At 64.0% G+C, this 13,874-nt stretch carries 11 protein-coding genes; 8 read left to right on the forward strand and 3 right to left on the reverse strand.

Translation table 11 applies throughout. The features are described 5' to 3' along the window. Position 1 precedes the first annotated feature (1 nt). From ACIPL0_RS27540 to ACIPL0_RS27570, 7 genes are all read left to right on the forward strand, one after another. Positions 2-562 (forward strand): MSMEG_0567/Sll0786 family nitrogen starvation N-acetyltransferase, encoded by a 561-nt coding sequence (locus tag ACIPL0_RS27540; protein ID WP_400602777.1) that lies wholly within the window; start codon positions 2-4, stop codon positions 560-562. Further along, positions 555-1,583 carry a sll0787 family AIR synthase-like protein gene (locus ACIPL0_RS27545; RefSeq protein ID WP_400602778.1) on the forward strand — a complete coding sequence of 343 codons (1,029 nt, stop codon included), beginning with the start codon at positions 555-557 and terminating at the stop codon, positions 1,581-1,583. Before ACIPL0_RS27540 ends, ACIPL0_RS27545 begins: the two co-directional genes overlap by 8 nt. A gap of 1 nt (position 1,584) precedes the next feature. Further along, positions 1,585-1,905, forward strand: a complete 321-nt coding sequence (locus ACIPL0_RS27550) for an MSMEG_0570 family nitrogen starvation response protein (protein WP_400602780.1) — start codon at positions 1,585-1,587, stop codon at positions 1,903-1,905. A 152-nt stretch (positions 1,906-2,057) separates the two neighbouring features. Next, complete coding sequence (locus ACIPL0_RS27555; protein ID WP_400602782.1) at positions 2,058-3,344, forward strand: MSMEG_0569 family flavin-dependent oxidoreductase; 1,287 nt, start codon at positions 2,058-2,060, stop codon at positions 3,342-3,344. A gap of 253 nt (positions 3,345-3,597) precedes the next feature. Next, complete coding sequence (locus ACIPL0_RS27560) at positions 3,598-4,329, forward strand: GntR family transcriptional regulator (RefSeq protein ID WP_400602784.1); 732 nt, start codon at positions 3,598-3,600, stop codon at positions 4,327-4,329. 202 nt (positions 4,330-4,531) lie between these two features. Further along, on the forward strand, positions 4,532-5,821 hold the full coding sequence (locus tag ACIPL0_RS27565) for an MFS transporter (RefSeq protein ID WP_400602786.1): 1,290 nt from the start codon (positions 4,532-4,534) through the stop codon (positions 5,819-5,821). A 70-nt stretch (positions 5,822-5,891) separates the two neighbouring features. Further along, positions 5,892-6,737: an amidohydrolase family protein gene (locus ACIPL0_RS27570; RefSeq protein WP_400602788.1), complete on the forward strand. Its 846-nt coding sequence runs from the start codon at positions 5,892-5,894 to the stop codon at positions 6,735-6,737. A 289-nt stretch (positions 6,738-7,026) separates the two neighbouring features. Here the strand turns inward: ACIPL0_RS27570 and ACIPL0_RS27575 are convergent, their stop codons facing one another. From ACIPL0_RS27575 to ACIPL0_RS27585, 3 genes are read right to left on the reverse strand one after another with little or no spacing between them, the layout of a single operon-like run. Next, complete coding sequence (locus ACIPL0_RS27575) at positions 7,027-8,433, reverse strand: efflux transporter outer membrane subunit (protein ID WP_400602790.1); 1,407 nt, start codon at positions 8,431-8,433, stop codon at positions 7,027-7,029. Then, positions 8,417-9,583, reverse strand: coding sequence for an efflux RND transporter periplasmic adaptor subunit (locus ACIPL0_RS27580; protein WP_400602792.1), 1,167 nt, complete (start codon positions 9,581-9,583; stop codon positions 8,417-8,419). Before ACIPL0_RS27580 ends, ACIPL0_RS27575 begins: the two co-directional genes overlap by 17 nt. After that, positions 9,573-12,812, reverse strand: coding sequence for an efflux RND transporter permease subunit (locus ACIPL0_RS27585; RefSeq protein WP_400602794.1), 3,240 nt, complete (start codon positions 12,810-12,812; stop codon positions 9,573-9,575). The genes ACIPL0_RS27580 and ACIPL0_RS27585 overlap by 11 nt, the downstream gene beginning before the upstream one ends. A 207-nt stretch (positions 12,813-13,019) precedes the next feature. Between ACIPL0_RS27585 and ACIPL0_RS27590 the strand changes: the two genes are divergently transcribed. Continuing rightward, positions 13,020-13,430, forward strand: a complete 411-nt coding sequence (locus tag ACIPL0_RS27590) for a hypothetical protein (RefSeq protein WP_400602796.1) — start codon at positions 13,020-13,022, stop codon at positions 13,428-13,430. Positions 13,431-13,874: the final 444 nt, after the last annotated feature.

Here is a 13,874-nt window from a genome sequence, read left to right on the forward strand (position 1 = left end):
CATGCACAACCTGGCCTTTGCCCTTGTCGACAGTACGTTCGAACCGTTTCGCGCCGGGGATCTGGTGGTCAAGCCGGCCACCGAACACTGGGAGAAACAGGCGTACTTCGCCCTGCGCCGTGCGGTGTTTTCCGATGAGCAGCAACTGCTGGCCCAGGACAAGGACAGCCACGACTTCCAGGCCATCGCCATCGTCGCCCTGGCCGGCAGTTGTGGCATGGCCGACGCGGTGGTTGGCGCGGTGCGCATCTATCAACCCGAACCGGGCCTGTGGTACGGCGGCCGTCTGTGCGTGGCCCAGGCTTATCGGCGCCACAGCATGATCGGCAAGGCGCTGGTCAACGAGGCGGTGTCGCGGGCCAAGGAGTTGGGTTGCGACACCTTCCGTGCCACTGTGCAGGCGCCCAACGAGGCTTATTTTCACGGCCTGCGCTGGCACACCCTCGATCACCTGCAGTTGCTCGGCCAGCCGCATTGCCTGATGCAGGCTGACCTCGCGAGTTACCCGTTGATGCCACGTCAGGTGTCGCTGCGCGCCTTGAAGGACAAACGCCATGACTGAGCCTCTGGATCTGTCGGCGCTGCTGGACGTCTTGCGCAACACCCCGGCGATGCTGTCCAAACAGGCCATTCAGCAACCGGCGCGAGTGGTTGCCACTCAGGACAAAACACTGTCCCGCGCCGAGCTGTACGCGCTGCCAGGCGACGACACTGCCGCGATTGCCTGCGGCGATCATTTCCAGCTGCTGGCCATCGAAGGCATGCTGCCCGGCTTCGTCAAGGCGGCGCCGTGGTTCGCCGGTTGGTCGGCGGTGATGGCCAACGTCAGCGACATCACCGCCATGGGCGGACGGCCGACGGCGGTGGTCAATGCCTACTGGCACCACGACGACGCCGCTGCCGGGGAAATCCTCGCCGGCATTCGCGCGGCCTGCGATGCCTACGGCTTGCTGCTGGCCGGCGGACACACCAGTCAGGCGGCGAATAACCCGACCGCGCTGGCGGTGGCGATCACCGGTGTCGCCAGCCGCCTGCTGTCGACCTTGCACGTCAAACCGGGGCAGGTCATCGCCATGGCCGTCGACCTTGAAGGTGTCTGGCATGCCGACAGCACCTACTGGAAAGCCTTCGAAGGCGTGCCCGCCCAACGCCTGCGCAGCAAGCTGGAAGTGCTACCACGGCTGGCCGAAGCCGGGCTGTTGCACGCGGCCAAGGACATCAGCAACGCCGGGGTGCTGGGCAGCCTGCTGATGCTGCTGGAAACCACTGGCTGCGGCGGCGATATCGATCTGACCCGCCTGCCATGCCCGGTCGACGGTGATTTGCAGCGCTGGCTGCAGGTGTTCCCCAGCTACGGCTTTCTCATGACCCTGGACGAAGCCGACTGGCCCAACGTGCAGACCGCGTTCGCCTTCGAAGGGCTGCGCTGCGAGCGCATCGGCCAGGTCAACGACAGCGCCGAACTCAGCGTCCAGCACGGCCTGCAACGGCGCACCTTCTGGGATCTCAAGGAGCAGCCGTTTACCGGCTTCAGTTATGCCGATTTCGATCTTTCCCCTCTATTTGCGCAACAGGAGCACTGACATGCCCGCTGTCAATTTCAAGATCCGCTGGCCCGATGGCAAGGAAGCCGCTGGCTACTCGCCCTCGACGGTCATCTACGACCACCTGCAGGAAGGCGCCCGTTATCCGCTGGCGGATTTTCTGCAACGCATCGAAGGTGGCCTGAACAACGCCTCGGAGCGGGTGAAACAGGTCAAGGGCTTCTACTGCAGCTCGGCCATGGACACCCTCGGCTCGCTCAAGGGCCAGGCCCATTACCAGCAGGACGGCGAGGTGGAAATCCTCAGCATGCGCACCGAAGGCGGCGGCCGGGTCAGTGGCGCTGGCTGGGGTTCCTTTTAACTGGAAGCACATCACCCCTTGTAGGAGTGAGCTTGCCCGCGATCACATGCTGTCAAACACCTCATCCGTGTCTGGAAAAAACATCGCGAGCAAGCTCACTCCTACAAGGTCCTGTTTCACACACAGATTCTGAATACCCTGGAGACTCGACCATGCCCAGCCATCTCACGTCCATCAAAACTCCCCACCACAGCGTCATCATCGTCGGCGGCGGGCAGGCCGGGTTGTCGGCCAGTCATTACCTGCAACAGCAGGGCGTCGACCATCTGGTGCTGGAGAAACACAGCGTCACCCACACCTGGCGCAACCAGCGCTGGGATGCCTTCAGCCTGGTCACGCCGAACTGGCAGTGTGCGCTGCCGGGCTATCGCTACAGCGACGAGCACGGCGGGCAAGATCCTCACGGCTTCATGAAAAAGGACGAGATCAACGACTACCTGGCCGGCTTCGTCAAAGCCGTCAACGCGCCGGTACGCGAGGGCGTTGCGGTCAAGCGCGTGGTGCCGCGCGCGGCGGGCGGTTTCGATGTGCATACGTCCCACGGCGATTTCACTGCCGATCAGGTGATCTGCGCTTCGGGTGGCTACCACACGCCGATCATCCCGCGCCTGGCCGAGCGCCTGCCCGCCGGCATTACCCAGATTCACTCCGAGCAATACCGCAACCCGCAGGCGCTGCCAGAGGGCAATGTACTGGTGGTCGGTTCCGGGCAGTCCGGCGCGCAGATCGCCGAGGACCTGCACCTGGCCGGGCGCAAGGTGTATCTGGCGGTGGGCGATGCACCCCGTTGCGCGCGTTTCTATCGCGGCAAGGACGTGGTCGACTGGCTGGCCGAGATGGGCTACTACCAGATTGGCGTCGACACCCATCCGCTGCGCGAAGGCGTGCGCGACAACACCAACCACTACGTCACCGGTCGCGATGGCGGGCGCGATATCGACCTGCGCAAATTCGCGCTGGAAGGCATGGAGCTGTTCGGTCGGCTGGATGGGTTAGAGGGTGAGGTCATGCAGTTCGAAGGCAATCTGCGCGAGAGCCTCGACAGTGCCGACGCGGTGTACAACCGCATCAACACGTCCATCGACAAATACATCGCCGAACATGGCATCGACGCGCCGGCGGGCGAGCGTTATGAGCCGGTGTGGGCGCCGCAGACTGAGCGCGGCGAGTTGAACCTGAGCGAGGCAGGAATCACCAGCATCATCTGGTGCATCGGCTTCAGCCCGGATTTTTCCTGGGTCGACGCGCCGGTGTTCAACGGCCGCGGCCATCCCGGCCATGTGCGTGGCGTGACCGCGCAGCCGGGTCTGTATTTCCTCGGTCTGCCGTGGCTGTACACCTGGGGTTCGGGACGTTTCTCCGGAGTGGCGCGGGATGCGGAGTACCTGGTGGAACACATTGTCGGCGTGGGGCAGGGGCGGAAGGTGGTCAATCGCTGACTGCTAAACCTTGTAGGAGCTGGCTTGCCCTGCGACCGGCGGGGAACCCGTCGTAAAACCTGCGGACGTGGTGAATCGGATGTACCGCGTACACAGGTTTTACTGCCGGTTCCCGGCAGGTCGCAGGGCAAGCCAGCTCCTACAGGGAGCCATACCGCTTATCTTCCCGGTGCTTGACGATCAGATGTAACGGCATAATACTTCGCGCAGATTCATATAGATGACTAGATAAATACAACAGCGAAGCATTGCCATGAACCGACTTTCCAGTGATGTCCGTCTGCCGCTTTACCAACGTCTGCGCGACCAGTTGGCCGAACAGATCGCCAACAACCGCTGGCGTCCGGGGGAAGCCATTCCCACCGAAGCCGCCTTGTCCAGCGAGTATTGCCTGTCCACCGGCACCGTACGCAAGGCCATCGACATGTTGGTCAACGAGAATATCCTCGAACGCCAACAGGGTCGCGGCACTTTTATTCGTCGCCCGCAATTTCAGTCTTCACTGTTCCGCTTCTTCCGTTTCCAGAGCGTGTCCGGCGAGCGTCAGGTGCCGGAAAGCCGCATCCTGTCCATCGAACCGGTCAGCGCGCCGTCGGCGGTGTCCCAGGCTTTGGGCCTGCCGCTGGATGCCCCGGTGATCCGCATGATCCGCCTGCGTCTGCTTGAAGCGCAACCGGTGCTGGCCGAGGAAATCTGGCTGCCACGGGTGCAATTCCAGACGCTTTTGGAAACCGACCTGAGCAAACAGGGCCCGCTGCTCTATCCGATCTACGAAGAGCTGTGCGGCCAGGTCGTCGCCTACGCCGAAGAAACCCTCACCGCCGAAGCCATCAGCGATGTCCACGCCCGCCTGTTGCAGGTGCCGGCGGGCAGCCCGGTGGTGGTGATCGAGCGTCTGGCCCGCAACTACGCCGGCCAGCCGCTGGAATGGCGCCGCTCGCGCGGGCATGCCAGCCATTTCCGTTACAGCGTCGACATCCGCTAGGTCTGCATCAAACCCTTGTGGGAGAGAATTCATTCGGGAGAGGCCGGTTCATCCGACACAGATCTGTGGGATGTGCCACCGCATCGCGAATGAATTCGCTCCCACAAAGAGCAGCACCGCAGGCGTCCCGGGATTTTCACAAGCCTGTCACCGAGAACAGGCTCCACAACAACTGCCGCACACACGTATAAGGACAAGAACCATGTTCAACTGGTATCGCCAAGTCACTCCCCGGGAACGCAAGACGTTCTGGGCCTGTTTCGGCGGGTGGTCGCTGGACGCCCTCGAAGTTCAAATGTTCGGCCTGGCGATCCCTGCGCTGATCGCCGCGTTCGCCCTGAGCAAGGGTGATGCCGGCCTGATCAGCGGCGTGACCCTGGTCACGTCCGCCCTCGGTGGCTGGGTCGGCGGTACGCTGTCGGACCGTTACGGTCGCGTGCGCACCCTGCAGTGGATGATCCTCTGGTTCTCCGCGTTCACCTTTCTCTCGGCCTTCGTCACCGGTTTCTATCCGCTGCTGATCGTCAAGGCGCTGCAAGGCTTCGGCATCGGCGGCGAGTGGGCGGCGGGCGCGGTGCTGATGGCCGAAACCATCAACCCGAAATACCGCGGCAAGGTCATGGGCACCGTGCAAAGCGCCTGGGCCGTGGGTTGGGGCCTGGCGGTCGGCGTGTTCACGCTGATCTATTCGCTGGTGCCACAAGACATGGCCTGGCGGGTGATGTTCCTGGTCGGCCTGCTGCCGTCGCTGCTGATCATCTGGGTGCGTCGCAACGTCGAGGAGCCGGACAGCTTCCAGCGTCTGCAAAAGACCAACGCCATTCCACAGAGCTTCTTCAAATCCCTGGCCGGCATCTTCCGTCCGGAACTGCTGCGCGTGACCCTGCTGGGCGGCCTGCTGGGCCTCGGTGCCCACGGTGGCTATCACGCGGTGATGACCTGGCTGCCGACCTTCCTCAAGACCGAGCGCAACCTGTCGGTACTGAACTCCGGCGGCTACCTGGCAGTGATCATCTTCGCCTTCTGGTGCGGCTGCGTGGCCAGTGGCTTCCTGATCGACCGCATCGGCCGACGCATGAACATCGTGCTGTTCGCCCTGTGCTGCGTGATCACCGTGCAGTGCTACGTGTTCCTGCCGCTGACCAACACGCAGATGCTGTTCCTCGGCTTTCCGCTGGGCTTCTTCGCCGCCGGTATTCCGGCCAGCCTCGGCGCGCTGTTCAACGAGCTGTACCCGGCTGACGTGCGCGGGGCAGGGGTGGGCTTCTGCTACAACTTCGGCCGCGTGCTGTCCTCGGTGTTTCCGTTCCTGGTCGGCCACATGAGCGAATCCATGTCGCTGGGTTCAGCCATCGGCATCGACGCCGGCATTGCCTACGGCGTCGCGGTGATCGCTGCGCTGTGCCTGCCGGAAACCCGTGGTCGCAGCCTGGAAACCGGTGCCGCTGCAACCCAAGGCGCCAGCGCTCACAACGAGACGGCCCGCGCCTGATGTTTTCCCCTGTGCGGTGGTCCGGGCTACGACAGCCGGGCGCCGCGCATTCCTTGCAAAGATGAGATCCATGTCCGAGACCTTTTCCTCGTCGATCCTCGGTATCGACGGCCATGCACACGTATTCAGCAGGGAGCTGGATCTGACCTCGGCACGACGCTATTCCCCCGACTACGATGCCACCCTGGCGATGTACCGGGACAACCTGCAACACCACGGCCTGAGCCACGGCGTACTGGTGCAACCGAGCTTTCTCGGCACCGACAACAGCTACCTGCTCAATGCGCTGCAACAGGCGCCGCAGCAGTTGCGCGGCGTGGTGGTGGTCGAGCGTGGCATCAGCCGCGCCGAGCTCGACGACATGGACCGCCTCGGCGTGGTCGGCATTCGTCTGAACCTGATGGGCAAGGCCTTGCCGGACTTCAGCGAGCCGGAATGGGCGAGCCTATTCCGGCATATCGCCGAACTGGACTGGCACGTCGAACTGCACCGCCATGTCGCCGACCTGCCGGGGGTGATTCGTGGCCTGCTGCCGTTTGGCGTGAAGATCGTCATCGACCATTTCGGTCGTCCGGACGCGCGCCTGGGCCTGGATCAGCCGGGCTTTCGCGAGATGCTGGAATTGGCGTGCGGTGGGCAGTTGTGGATGAAGGTTTCGGGGATCTATCGGCTGGAAGGCAATGCGCAGGAAAACCTCGACTTCGCCCGCGCCGCCATGCCGCTGCTGCTGGACAGCTTCGGCGCCCAGCGTCTGGTCTGGGGCAGCGACTGGCCGCACACCCAGCACGAAGAGCGCGTCAGCTACACCAGCGTGGTCGAACAGCTGCAAGCGCTGGGTTGCTCCCCGCAAGTGATGCGCTCGCTGCTGATCGAAGCACCGCAAGTGTTGTTCGATTTTGCGGTGGTTGAGGCCTGACCCCGGTTTGCCGGTTTTCGTAGGAGTGCGGCTTGTCCCGCGACCTGCCAGGAACCGGTAGCATGCCCGATGAACGCGGTGTATCAGACAAGCCGCATGCACAGTTTTTACGACTGCTACGCAGCCGGTCGCAGGACAAGCCAGCTCCTACAGGCCTGTGTGACGTGCTTTGTAGGAGTGAGCTTGCTCGCGATGGCTGTGGGTCAGTCAACATCGCAGCGTTGGATTTGACGCCATCGCGAGCAAGCTCACTCCTACTCGTAATACACGAGTCTTCGCCGGGCGCTCGTTATCCGTTTTTCCATCCCCCTCCCAACGCCACCATCAACCCCACGCTCGCCTGCAAGCGCTGGGTATCGACCTCCTGCAAGCGGCGCTGGGCCTGTAGCGCGGTGGTTTGGGCGGTGACCACGTCGAGATAATTCAACGCACCGGCTTCGTAGCTGGCGGTGGCCATGTGTTCGGCGCTTTGTGCGGCGTCGACGGCGGCTTGCTGGTCGGCGGATTCCCGTTGCAGGTCGCGCAATTGGCCGAGGTTGTCTTCCACTTCTCGCACTGCCTTGAGCACCTGGCTGTGGTAATGCGCGGCGGCTTCTTCAAACTCGGCTTTGGCCTGACGCTCGTCGGCGCTGCGCCGGCCGCCGTCGAAGATCGGCAGGTTGACCAGCGGCCCCAATGCCCAGTAGCGGTTGGCGGCGGCCAGCAGGTTGCCGCTGCCCTGGGTCTGGCCGCCGAGCAGGCCGGTCAGGCTGAAGTCCGGGTACCACGCGGCTTTGGCCACGCCGATATTGGCGTTGGCGGCGAACACCCGGCGTTCGGCGGCGGCGATGTCCGGGCGTTGCTGCAACAGGCTGCCGGGCAGCGCTTGCGGAATCGGCGGCAGTGGCAGCGGCGCACTGTCGTGAACCAGAGTGAAATCGCTTGGCAGCACGCCGACCAGTTCGGCGATGGCGTGTTCGCTGAGGTTGCCTTGTGCGGTGACGTCATCCAGCTGCGCCTGGGCTTCGGCCAATTGGCTTTGGGCGCGGGTCAGGTCCAGTTCTGAAGCGATCTTGCCTTCGAAGCGGTCGCGGGTCAGTTGCAGGGCCTGGGTGTAATCGTCCAGCGAGGTCTTGAGGATCTGCCGCTGCGCATCCAGCCCGCGGGCCTGTACATACAGCGTCGCCAGTTGTTTTTGCAGGCTCAGCCGCGCCACTGCCAGATCGTCCGCCGAGGCCTGGGCCTGAGCATCGCCAGCGGCGACCTGATTACGGATCTTGCCCCACAGGTCGGCATCGAAACTCAGGCTGAAACCGGCGGTGTCACTGTTGTAGATCGACGGTTGGGTGTCGCCGCGCAACGGGCGGCGATCCGACTGGCGCTGGCGCAACGGGCTGACGCTGGCGCCGATCTGCGGAAACAGCCCGGCGTGCAACTGGCTGGCGTAGGCCACCGAGGCGTCGTAGTGAGCCAGTGCGGCAGCCAGATCCGGGTTGGCCTTGAGCAGCCTCTGTTGCAGGTCATCGAGCTGCTGGTCGCCGAAGGTCTGCCACCACTGCGCATTCATCTGGTCGGCGGGTTGCGCCGGGTGCCAGCCAGCTTGCTCCTTGTAGTGCGTGGGCATCGCCACTGTCGGCGCATGGTAAGTCGGTGCCAGCGAACAGCCTTGCAGAGTCACGGCGATGGCTAATGCCAGCACTTCAAGCCTTGGGCGCATGCTCACCTCCGGCGTCGGCCAGCTGCACCGCATCGTTTTCGCGCAGGGCGTCGGGCGGGTTATCGACCACCCGGTCGGAAGTGCGCAGACCCTGGTCGATGACCAGTCTGTCGCCCAGATCCATGGCGATGTGGATATCGCGCAGATGCACATGGCCGGCGCTGTTTAGGGTCGCCACTTGCGTGCCTTTGGCACGGAAGATCAGCGCGCTGGCCGGGATGCTCACGCCGTGATTGCCACTGCCCACCGGCAGGGTCGCGTCGGCATAGTCGCCGGGCAGCAGGGCGCCATCGGGGTTGTCGGCGACGAACTGGGCGAGCAGGGTGCCAGAGTGCGGATCGACCGCGGTGGAGTCGCCCAGCAAGGTCGCGCTGTACTGCTGGCCGGGATGCTCCGGCACGCTCAACTGCACCTGCATGCCGGGGCGGACCACGCTGGCGTAGTTCTGCGGGATCGGCACGTACAGGCGCAGGCGATGGGTGTCGGCCATGCCGAACAGCGGCACGCCGCCACCGGCATCGGCCTTGATCAACTGGCCGATGTCGGTGTTGCGCGCGGTGATGGTGCCGCTGAACGGCGCGCGCAAAGTCTTGTACGCGGCCAGATCGGTGAGGCGCTGACAATCGGCAGCGGCGGCCTGCACATCGGCGTGAGCGGCGGTGGCGCTGGCGACTTTCTCGTCGACCTCCTGTTGCGACACCGAATGGCTCGCCAGCAGGTGCTGCCAGCGTTCGGCGGTGGTCTCGGCGATCCGTGCGGTGGCCTGTTGCTGGGCCAGACGGGCGCGGGCCTGGGCCAGTTGTTGGTCGAGTTCGGGGCTGTCGATATGCGCCAGCACCTGGCCGGCCTGGACGTGCGTGCCGATGTCGGCGCTCCAGTCTTTCAGGTAGCCGCTGACCCGCGCGTTGATCGCGGCAGTGCTCCAGGCCTCAAGGCGGGCCGGCAGGCGCAGGCTGTCGCCCTGGGCACTTTGCGACGGCGACACCACGGTGACCACCGGCATGGCCTGCTGTTCGGTCCAGGCGCTGACGGCGTGTTCATGGCGGGTGCGCGCGGCCAGGCCGTTGGCGACCAGCAGCGCCGCCAGGGTCAGGCCGCCGATGCCGGTGAGCATCAGGCGTTTGCGCGAAGGGGCGTGTTCAGACGACATGGGGTGTTTCTCCATCAGTGGCGCGGTCTTGGGTGGCAGCTTTATGTTGCGAATGGCGGTGCACGAGGCTGAACACCACCGGCACGAACAGCAGGGTGGCGGTGGTGGCGAGGATCAGCCCACCGATCACCGCACGGCCCAGCGGCGCGTTCTGTTCCTGGGAAATGGCCAGCGGCAGCATGCCGATGATCATCGCCAGCGCCGTCATGCACACCGGGCGGAAACGGGTGTAGCCGCCTTCCAGCGCGGCGAGCAGGGCATCGCCGTGTTCGGCCAGGCGCTCACGGCAGAAGCTCACCACCAGAATCGAGTTGGCGGTGGCCACGCCCATGCACAGAATCGCCCCGGTCAGCGCCGGCACCGACAGCGAAGTGCCGCTCAGGAACAGCATCCAGACGATGCCAGCCAGCGCCGCCGGTAATGCCGTGATAATCACAAAAGGATCGATCCACGACTGGAAGTTGACCACGATCAGCAGGTAGATCAGCACCACCGCGCCGAGCAGGCCGAAGCTCAGGCCGCTGAAGGCTTCGTGCAGGGCATCGATCTGGCCGTGCAGGCTGATCGTCGCGCCTTTGGGCCGCAGGTGAGCCATGCCGTCGATGACCTTTTGCACGTCTTTGGCAACGCCGCCGAGGTCGCGCTCTTGCACGTTGGCGAACAGGTCCAGGGTCGGCTGGATGTTGTAGTGAGTGACCACCGCCGGGCTGTCGACGCGCTTGATCGTCGCCAGGCCGCCGAGGATCTGCGACTGGCCGTCGCTGCCGGTGATCGGCAGGGCTTCCAGGCTCGGCAGGCTGTCCAGACGGTATTGCGGGGTGGCGGCGACCACCGAGTACGACACGCCGTTTTTCGGGTTCAGCCAGTAGGTCGGTGCCACCTGCGAGGTGCCGGCCAGCGAGGCGCCGAGGCTGCTGGTCACGTCTTTTTCGGTGATGCCCAGCTGCTTGGCGCGCAGGCGGTCGACGTCCACCTGCAACGACGGATAGCCGGTGGACTGCTGGATGCGCAGGTCGGCGATGCCCGGCACATGTTGCAGGCGGCGTTGCAGTTCCACGGCATAGGCGCGGTTGGCGTCGCCGTCGGGGCCGGAGATTTTCACGTCCAGCGGTGCGGGCGAGCCGAAGTTGAGGATCTGGCTGCTGATGTCGGCCGGCAGAAAGGCGAACTGGCTGCCGGGGAAACTCTGCGGCAACGCCTCGCGCAGGCGTTTGACGTAGTCGGCAGTCGGCGCATGGCCTTCCTTGAGCGTGACCTGAATGTCACCGTCCTGCGGGCCGATGGTGCCGCTGGCGCTGTAGGCCATGTCGATGCCGCTGAGCGGGATGCCGATGTTGTCGATCACCGTGTCCAGCTCGTTGGCCGGGATGATTTCGCGGATGCGTTGTTCGATGCGGTCGAAGGCGGCAGCGCTTTCCTCGATACGCGTACCCAGTGGCAGGCGCACGTGCATCGACAGCGCGCCGGCGTCGGTGGCCGGGAAGAAATCCTCGCCCAGGCTCGGCAGCAGGGCAAAGCTGGCCAGCACGCAGGCGAGGAAGCCGAGCAGAAAGGTCTTGCGTCGTTTCAGCGCCAGCCCCAGCAAGCCGTGATAAACATCGCGGATTGCCGAAAAACGCTGCTCGAAACCTTGCTGAAACCCCAGCAGGCCACGCAGCAGGGCATTGCGCTGACGGCCATGTTGATCGCCCTCGTGGTGGTTGATGAAGGCGTCTTCCGGGTGATGGCCGGGGCCGCTCTCCAGCACATGGGGCTTGAGCAGAAACATCGCCAGGGTCGGCACCAGGGTGCGCGACAGCAGGAACGAGCTGCCCATGGCGAAGATCACCGCCAGTGCCATCGGCCGGAACAGGTAACCGGCGATGCCCTGCAGCATGAACATCGGCACGAAGACGATGCAGATGCACAGCAGCGAGACGAACGCCGGGCCGACGATCTGCCTCGCGCCGTCGAGAATCGCGTCCTTGACCGCCTTGCCCTGTTCCAGGTGCCAGTTGATGTTTTCGATGGTCACCGTGGCGTCATCCACCAGAATCCCCACCGCCAGCGCCAGGCCGCCGAGGGTCATGACGTTCAGCGTCTGCCCGCTGACGGCCAGCAGCGCGATGGCAGACAACACCGCCAGCGGAATCGACGCGGCGATGATGATCGTGGAACGCCAACTGCCGAGAAACAGCAGGATCATCGCGCTGGTGAGCAGGGCGGCAATGATGCCTTCGCGGGCCACGCTGCCCACCGATTCCTTGACGAACACCGAGGCATCGCCCAGCAGCGAGGTCTTCAGCGCCGGCGGCAGGGTTTCGTCGATCACCGGCAGCATGCTGCGAATGTCGTCGATGATCGACAGCGTCGAGATATTGCCGTTCTTCAGCGCCGGCATCAGCACTGCACGACGGCCATCGACGCGCACCACGTTGGTTTGTGGTGGCGAGCCGTCCCGCACGTGGGCGACCTGGCCGATGGTGATCAGCGCGCCATCGACGGTCTTGATCGGCAGGTCATTGAGTTCGTCGATGGCCTGCGGGCTGTTGTTCAGTAGCACGGTGTATTCGTCCTGGCCCATTTTCGCCGTGCCCACCGGAATGATCTGGTTGCCGGCGGCCAGCGCATTGCCGACGTCCTGCGCCGACAGGCCCTTGGCGGCCAGCGCCTGGGGGTCGAGGTCGAGGGTGATCTGGCGCTGCTTGCCGCCCATCGGCGTCGGCATCGCCAGGCCCGGCACCGCGCTGAGCGGCAGACGAATGCTGTTCTGCACCAGATCGCGGATCTTCGCCTCCGACAGGGTCGGGCTGGAAAACGCCATCTGCAGGATCGGCACCGTCGAGGCGTTGTAGTTGAGGATCAGCGGCGGGGTGATGCCGGCCGGCATCTGCTTGAGCACCGTTTGCGACACCGCCGTGACCTGCGCGTTGGCGGTGCGGATGTCGACCCCCGGCTGGAAGAAGATCTTGACGATGCCCATGCCCGGCAACGACTGCGACTCGATGTGTTCGATGTCGTTGACAGTCGTGCTGAGCGAGCGTTCGTAGGTGTAGATCACCCGCCCGGCCATGGCGTCCGGCGACAGCCCGGCGTACTGCCAGACCACCGCCACCACCGGAATGCCGATGTCGGGGAATACGTCGGTGGGCGTCTTGAGCGCGGCCAGTGGCCCGACGATACAGATGAAAATCGCCAACACGATGAACGTGTATGGCTTGAGCAATGCAGTCTTGACCAGCCCGAGCATGCCGGAAACCTCCCATTTCGAATGGGCGAAGTCTTCTCGCAAACACCTAACAGGCCGCTTTCGGCCAGATGAACAAATCGTTAGTCCGGCGCGCAAAGAGTTTCATGGGGGATTCATTTGTCGTTTATCCAGGTCAGGCGCAGGCTGGATCCATCGAAAACCACCCTGCACCACAGGGCTCTTTTCAAACCACTGAGGGTTACGTCCATGAATGCCAAATCGTTATTGCTGGTGCCCATGCTGGGTCTGGTCGCCGTGCTGTCGGCCTGCGCCGGCCCCATGCCCAAAGCCGACCCGAGCGAAGCCTGGATCGGCCTGCAAGAAGAGCCGTCCGGCGTGTTGATGGCCGAAGACGTCGACGGCCATCGCCTGAATGACGGGCGTTACTTCGACGTGAAACCCGGCGCGCACAAACTGGACGTCAACCTGATCGTCGAAGGCAACGGCGACGACGGCCAGATGAACTGCGAAGCCGGTATCAAATTCAACCAGTTCAAGGCCGGTGGGCATTACAAGCTGGTCGAGTCGAGCCTGGGCGAGGAATACAGCGTCAAGCTGGAAGATGCCCAAGGCCACCAATTGGGCCACAGCAAGGACTTCACCTGCATGCCGGGCTGAACCGAAGCTCCCTTCATCAACGGTTTTCGTTGGGCCCATGGCGGGGACGTCGTGGGCTTTTTTTTGTTTAAGCCAGGGGCAGATCCGTGTAGGAGCGTGGCTCGTCCCGCGACCGGCGACGGAGTCGTCGTAAATTCGGTAAACGCGGTGTGCCAGGCATGCATGGTTGGCAGGATTTACGACCGCTGCGGTCGAGCGCGACCCCGGTCCGCTCGCAGGGCAAGCCAGCGCCTACAAACGGTCGGAGGGGATGGCAAAAAGTGGTGGCCTGCCACGAACCCCTGTGGGAGGGAGCTCTGCTCGCGAAAGCGGTGGGTCAGTTCATACCGTATCTACCGGGCTGACGCCTTCGCGAGCAGAGCTTGTGTCTTTAGCTGAGGTAATGTCAGAGGTGAGAGGGGTGGATGGCAGCTGATGAGCAGCGGTGCCTTTTGAGCACGTGAG

It is taken from the genome of Pseudomonas sp. NPDC090208, assembly GCF_044746785.1.
GTDB lineage: Bacteria > Pseudomonadota > Gammaproteobacteria > Pseudomonadales > Pseudomonadaceae > Aquipseudomonas.

Excerpts from the sequence above, each read along its gene's own strand:
- ACIPL0_RS27540 (WP_400602777.1), top strand. The coding sequence starts at position 2 with ATGCACAACCTGGCCTTTGCCCTTGTCGACAGTACGTTCGAACCGTTT.
- ACIPL0_RS27545 (WP_400602778.1), top strand. The coding sequence starts at position 555 with ATGACTGAGCCTCTGGATCTGTCGGCGCTGCTGGACGTCTTGCGCAAC.
- ACIPL0_RS27550 (WP_400602780.1), top strand. The coding sequence starts at position 1,585 with ATGCCCGCTGTCAATTTCAAGATCCGCTGGCCCGATGGCAAGGAAGCC.
- ACIPL0_RS27555 (WP_400602782.1), top strand. The coding sequence starts at position 2,058 with ATGCCCAGCCATCTCACGTCCATCAAAACTCCCCACCACAGCGTCATC.
- ACIPL0_RS27560 (WP_400602784.1), top strand. The coding sequence starts at position 3,598 with ATGAACCGACTTTCCAGTGATGTCCGTCTGCCGCTTTACCAACGTCTG.
- ACIPL0_RS27565 (WP_400602786.1), top strand. The coding sequence starts at position 4,532 with ATGTTCAACTGGTATCGCCAAGTCACTCCCCGGGAACGCAAGACGTTC.
- ACIPL0_RS27570 (WP_400602788.1), top strand. The coding sequence starts at position 5,892 with ATGTCCGAGACCTTTTCCTCGTCGATCCTCGGTATCGACGGCCATGCA.
- ACIPL0_RS27575 (WP_400602790.1), bottom strand. The coding sequence starts at position 8,433 with ATGCGCCCAAGGCTTGAAGTGCTGGCATTAGCCATCGCCGTGACTCTG.
- ACIPL0_RS27580 (WP_400602792.1), bottom strand. The coding sequence starts at position 9,583 with ATGTCGTCTGAACACGCCCCTTCGCGCAAACGCCTGATGCTCACCGGC.
- ACIPL0_RS27585 (WP_400602794.1), bottom strand. The coding sequence starts at position 12,812 with ATGCTCGGGCTGGTCAAGACTGCATTGCTCAAGCCATACACGTTCATC.
- ACIPL0_RS27590 (WP_400602796.1), top strand. The coding sequence starts at position 13,020 with ATGAATGCCAAATCGTTATTGCTGGTGCCCATGCTGGGTCTGGTCGCC.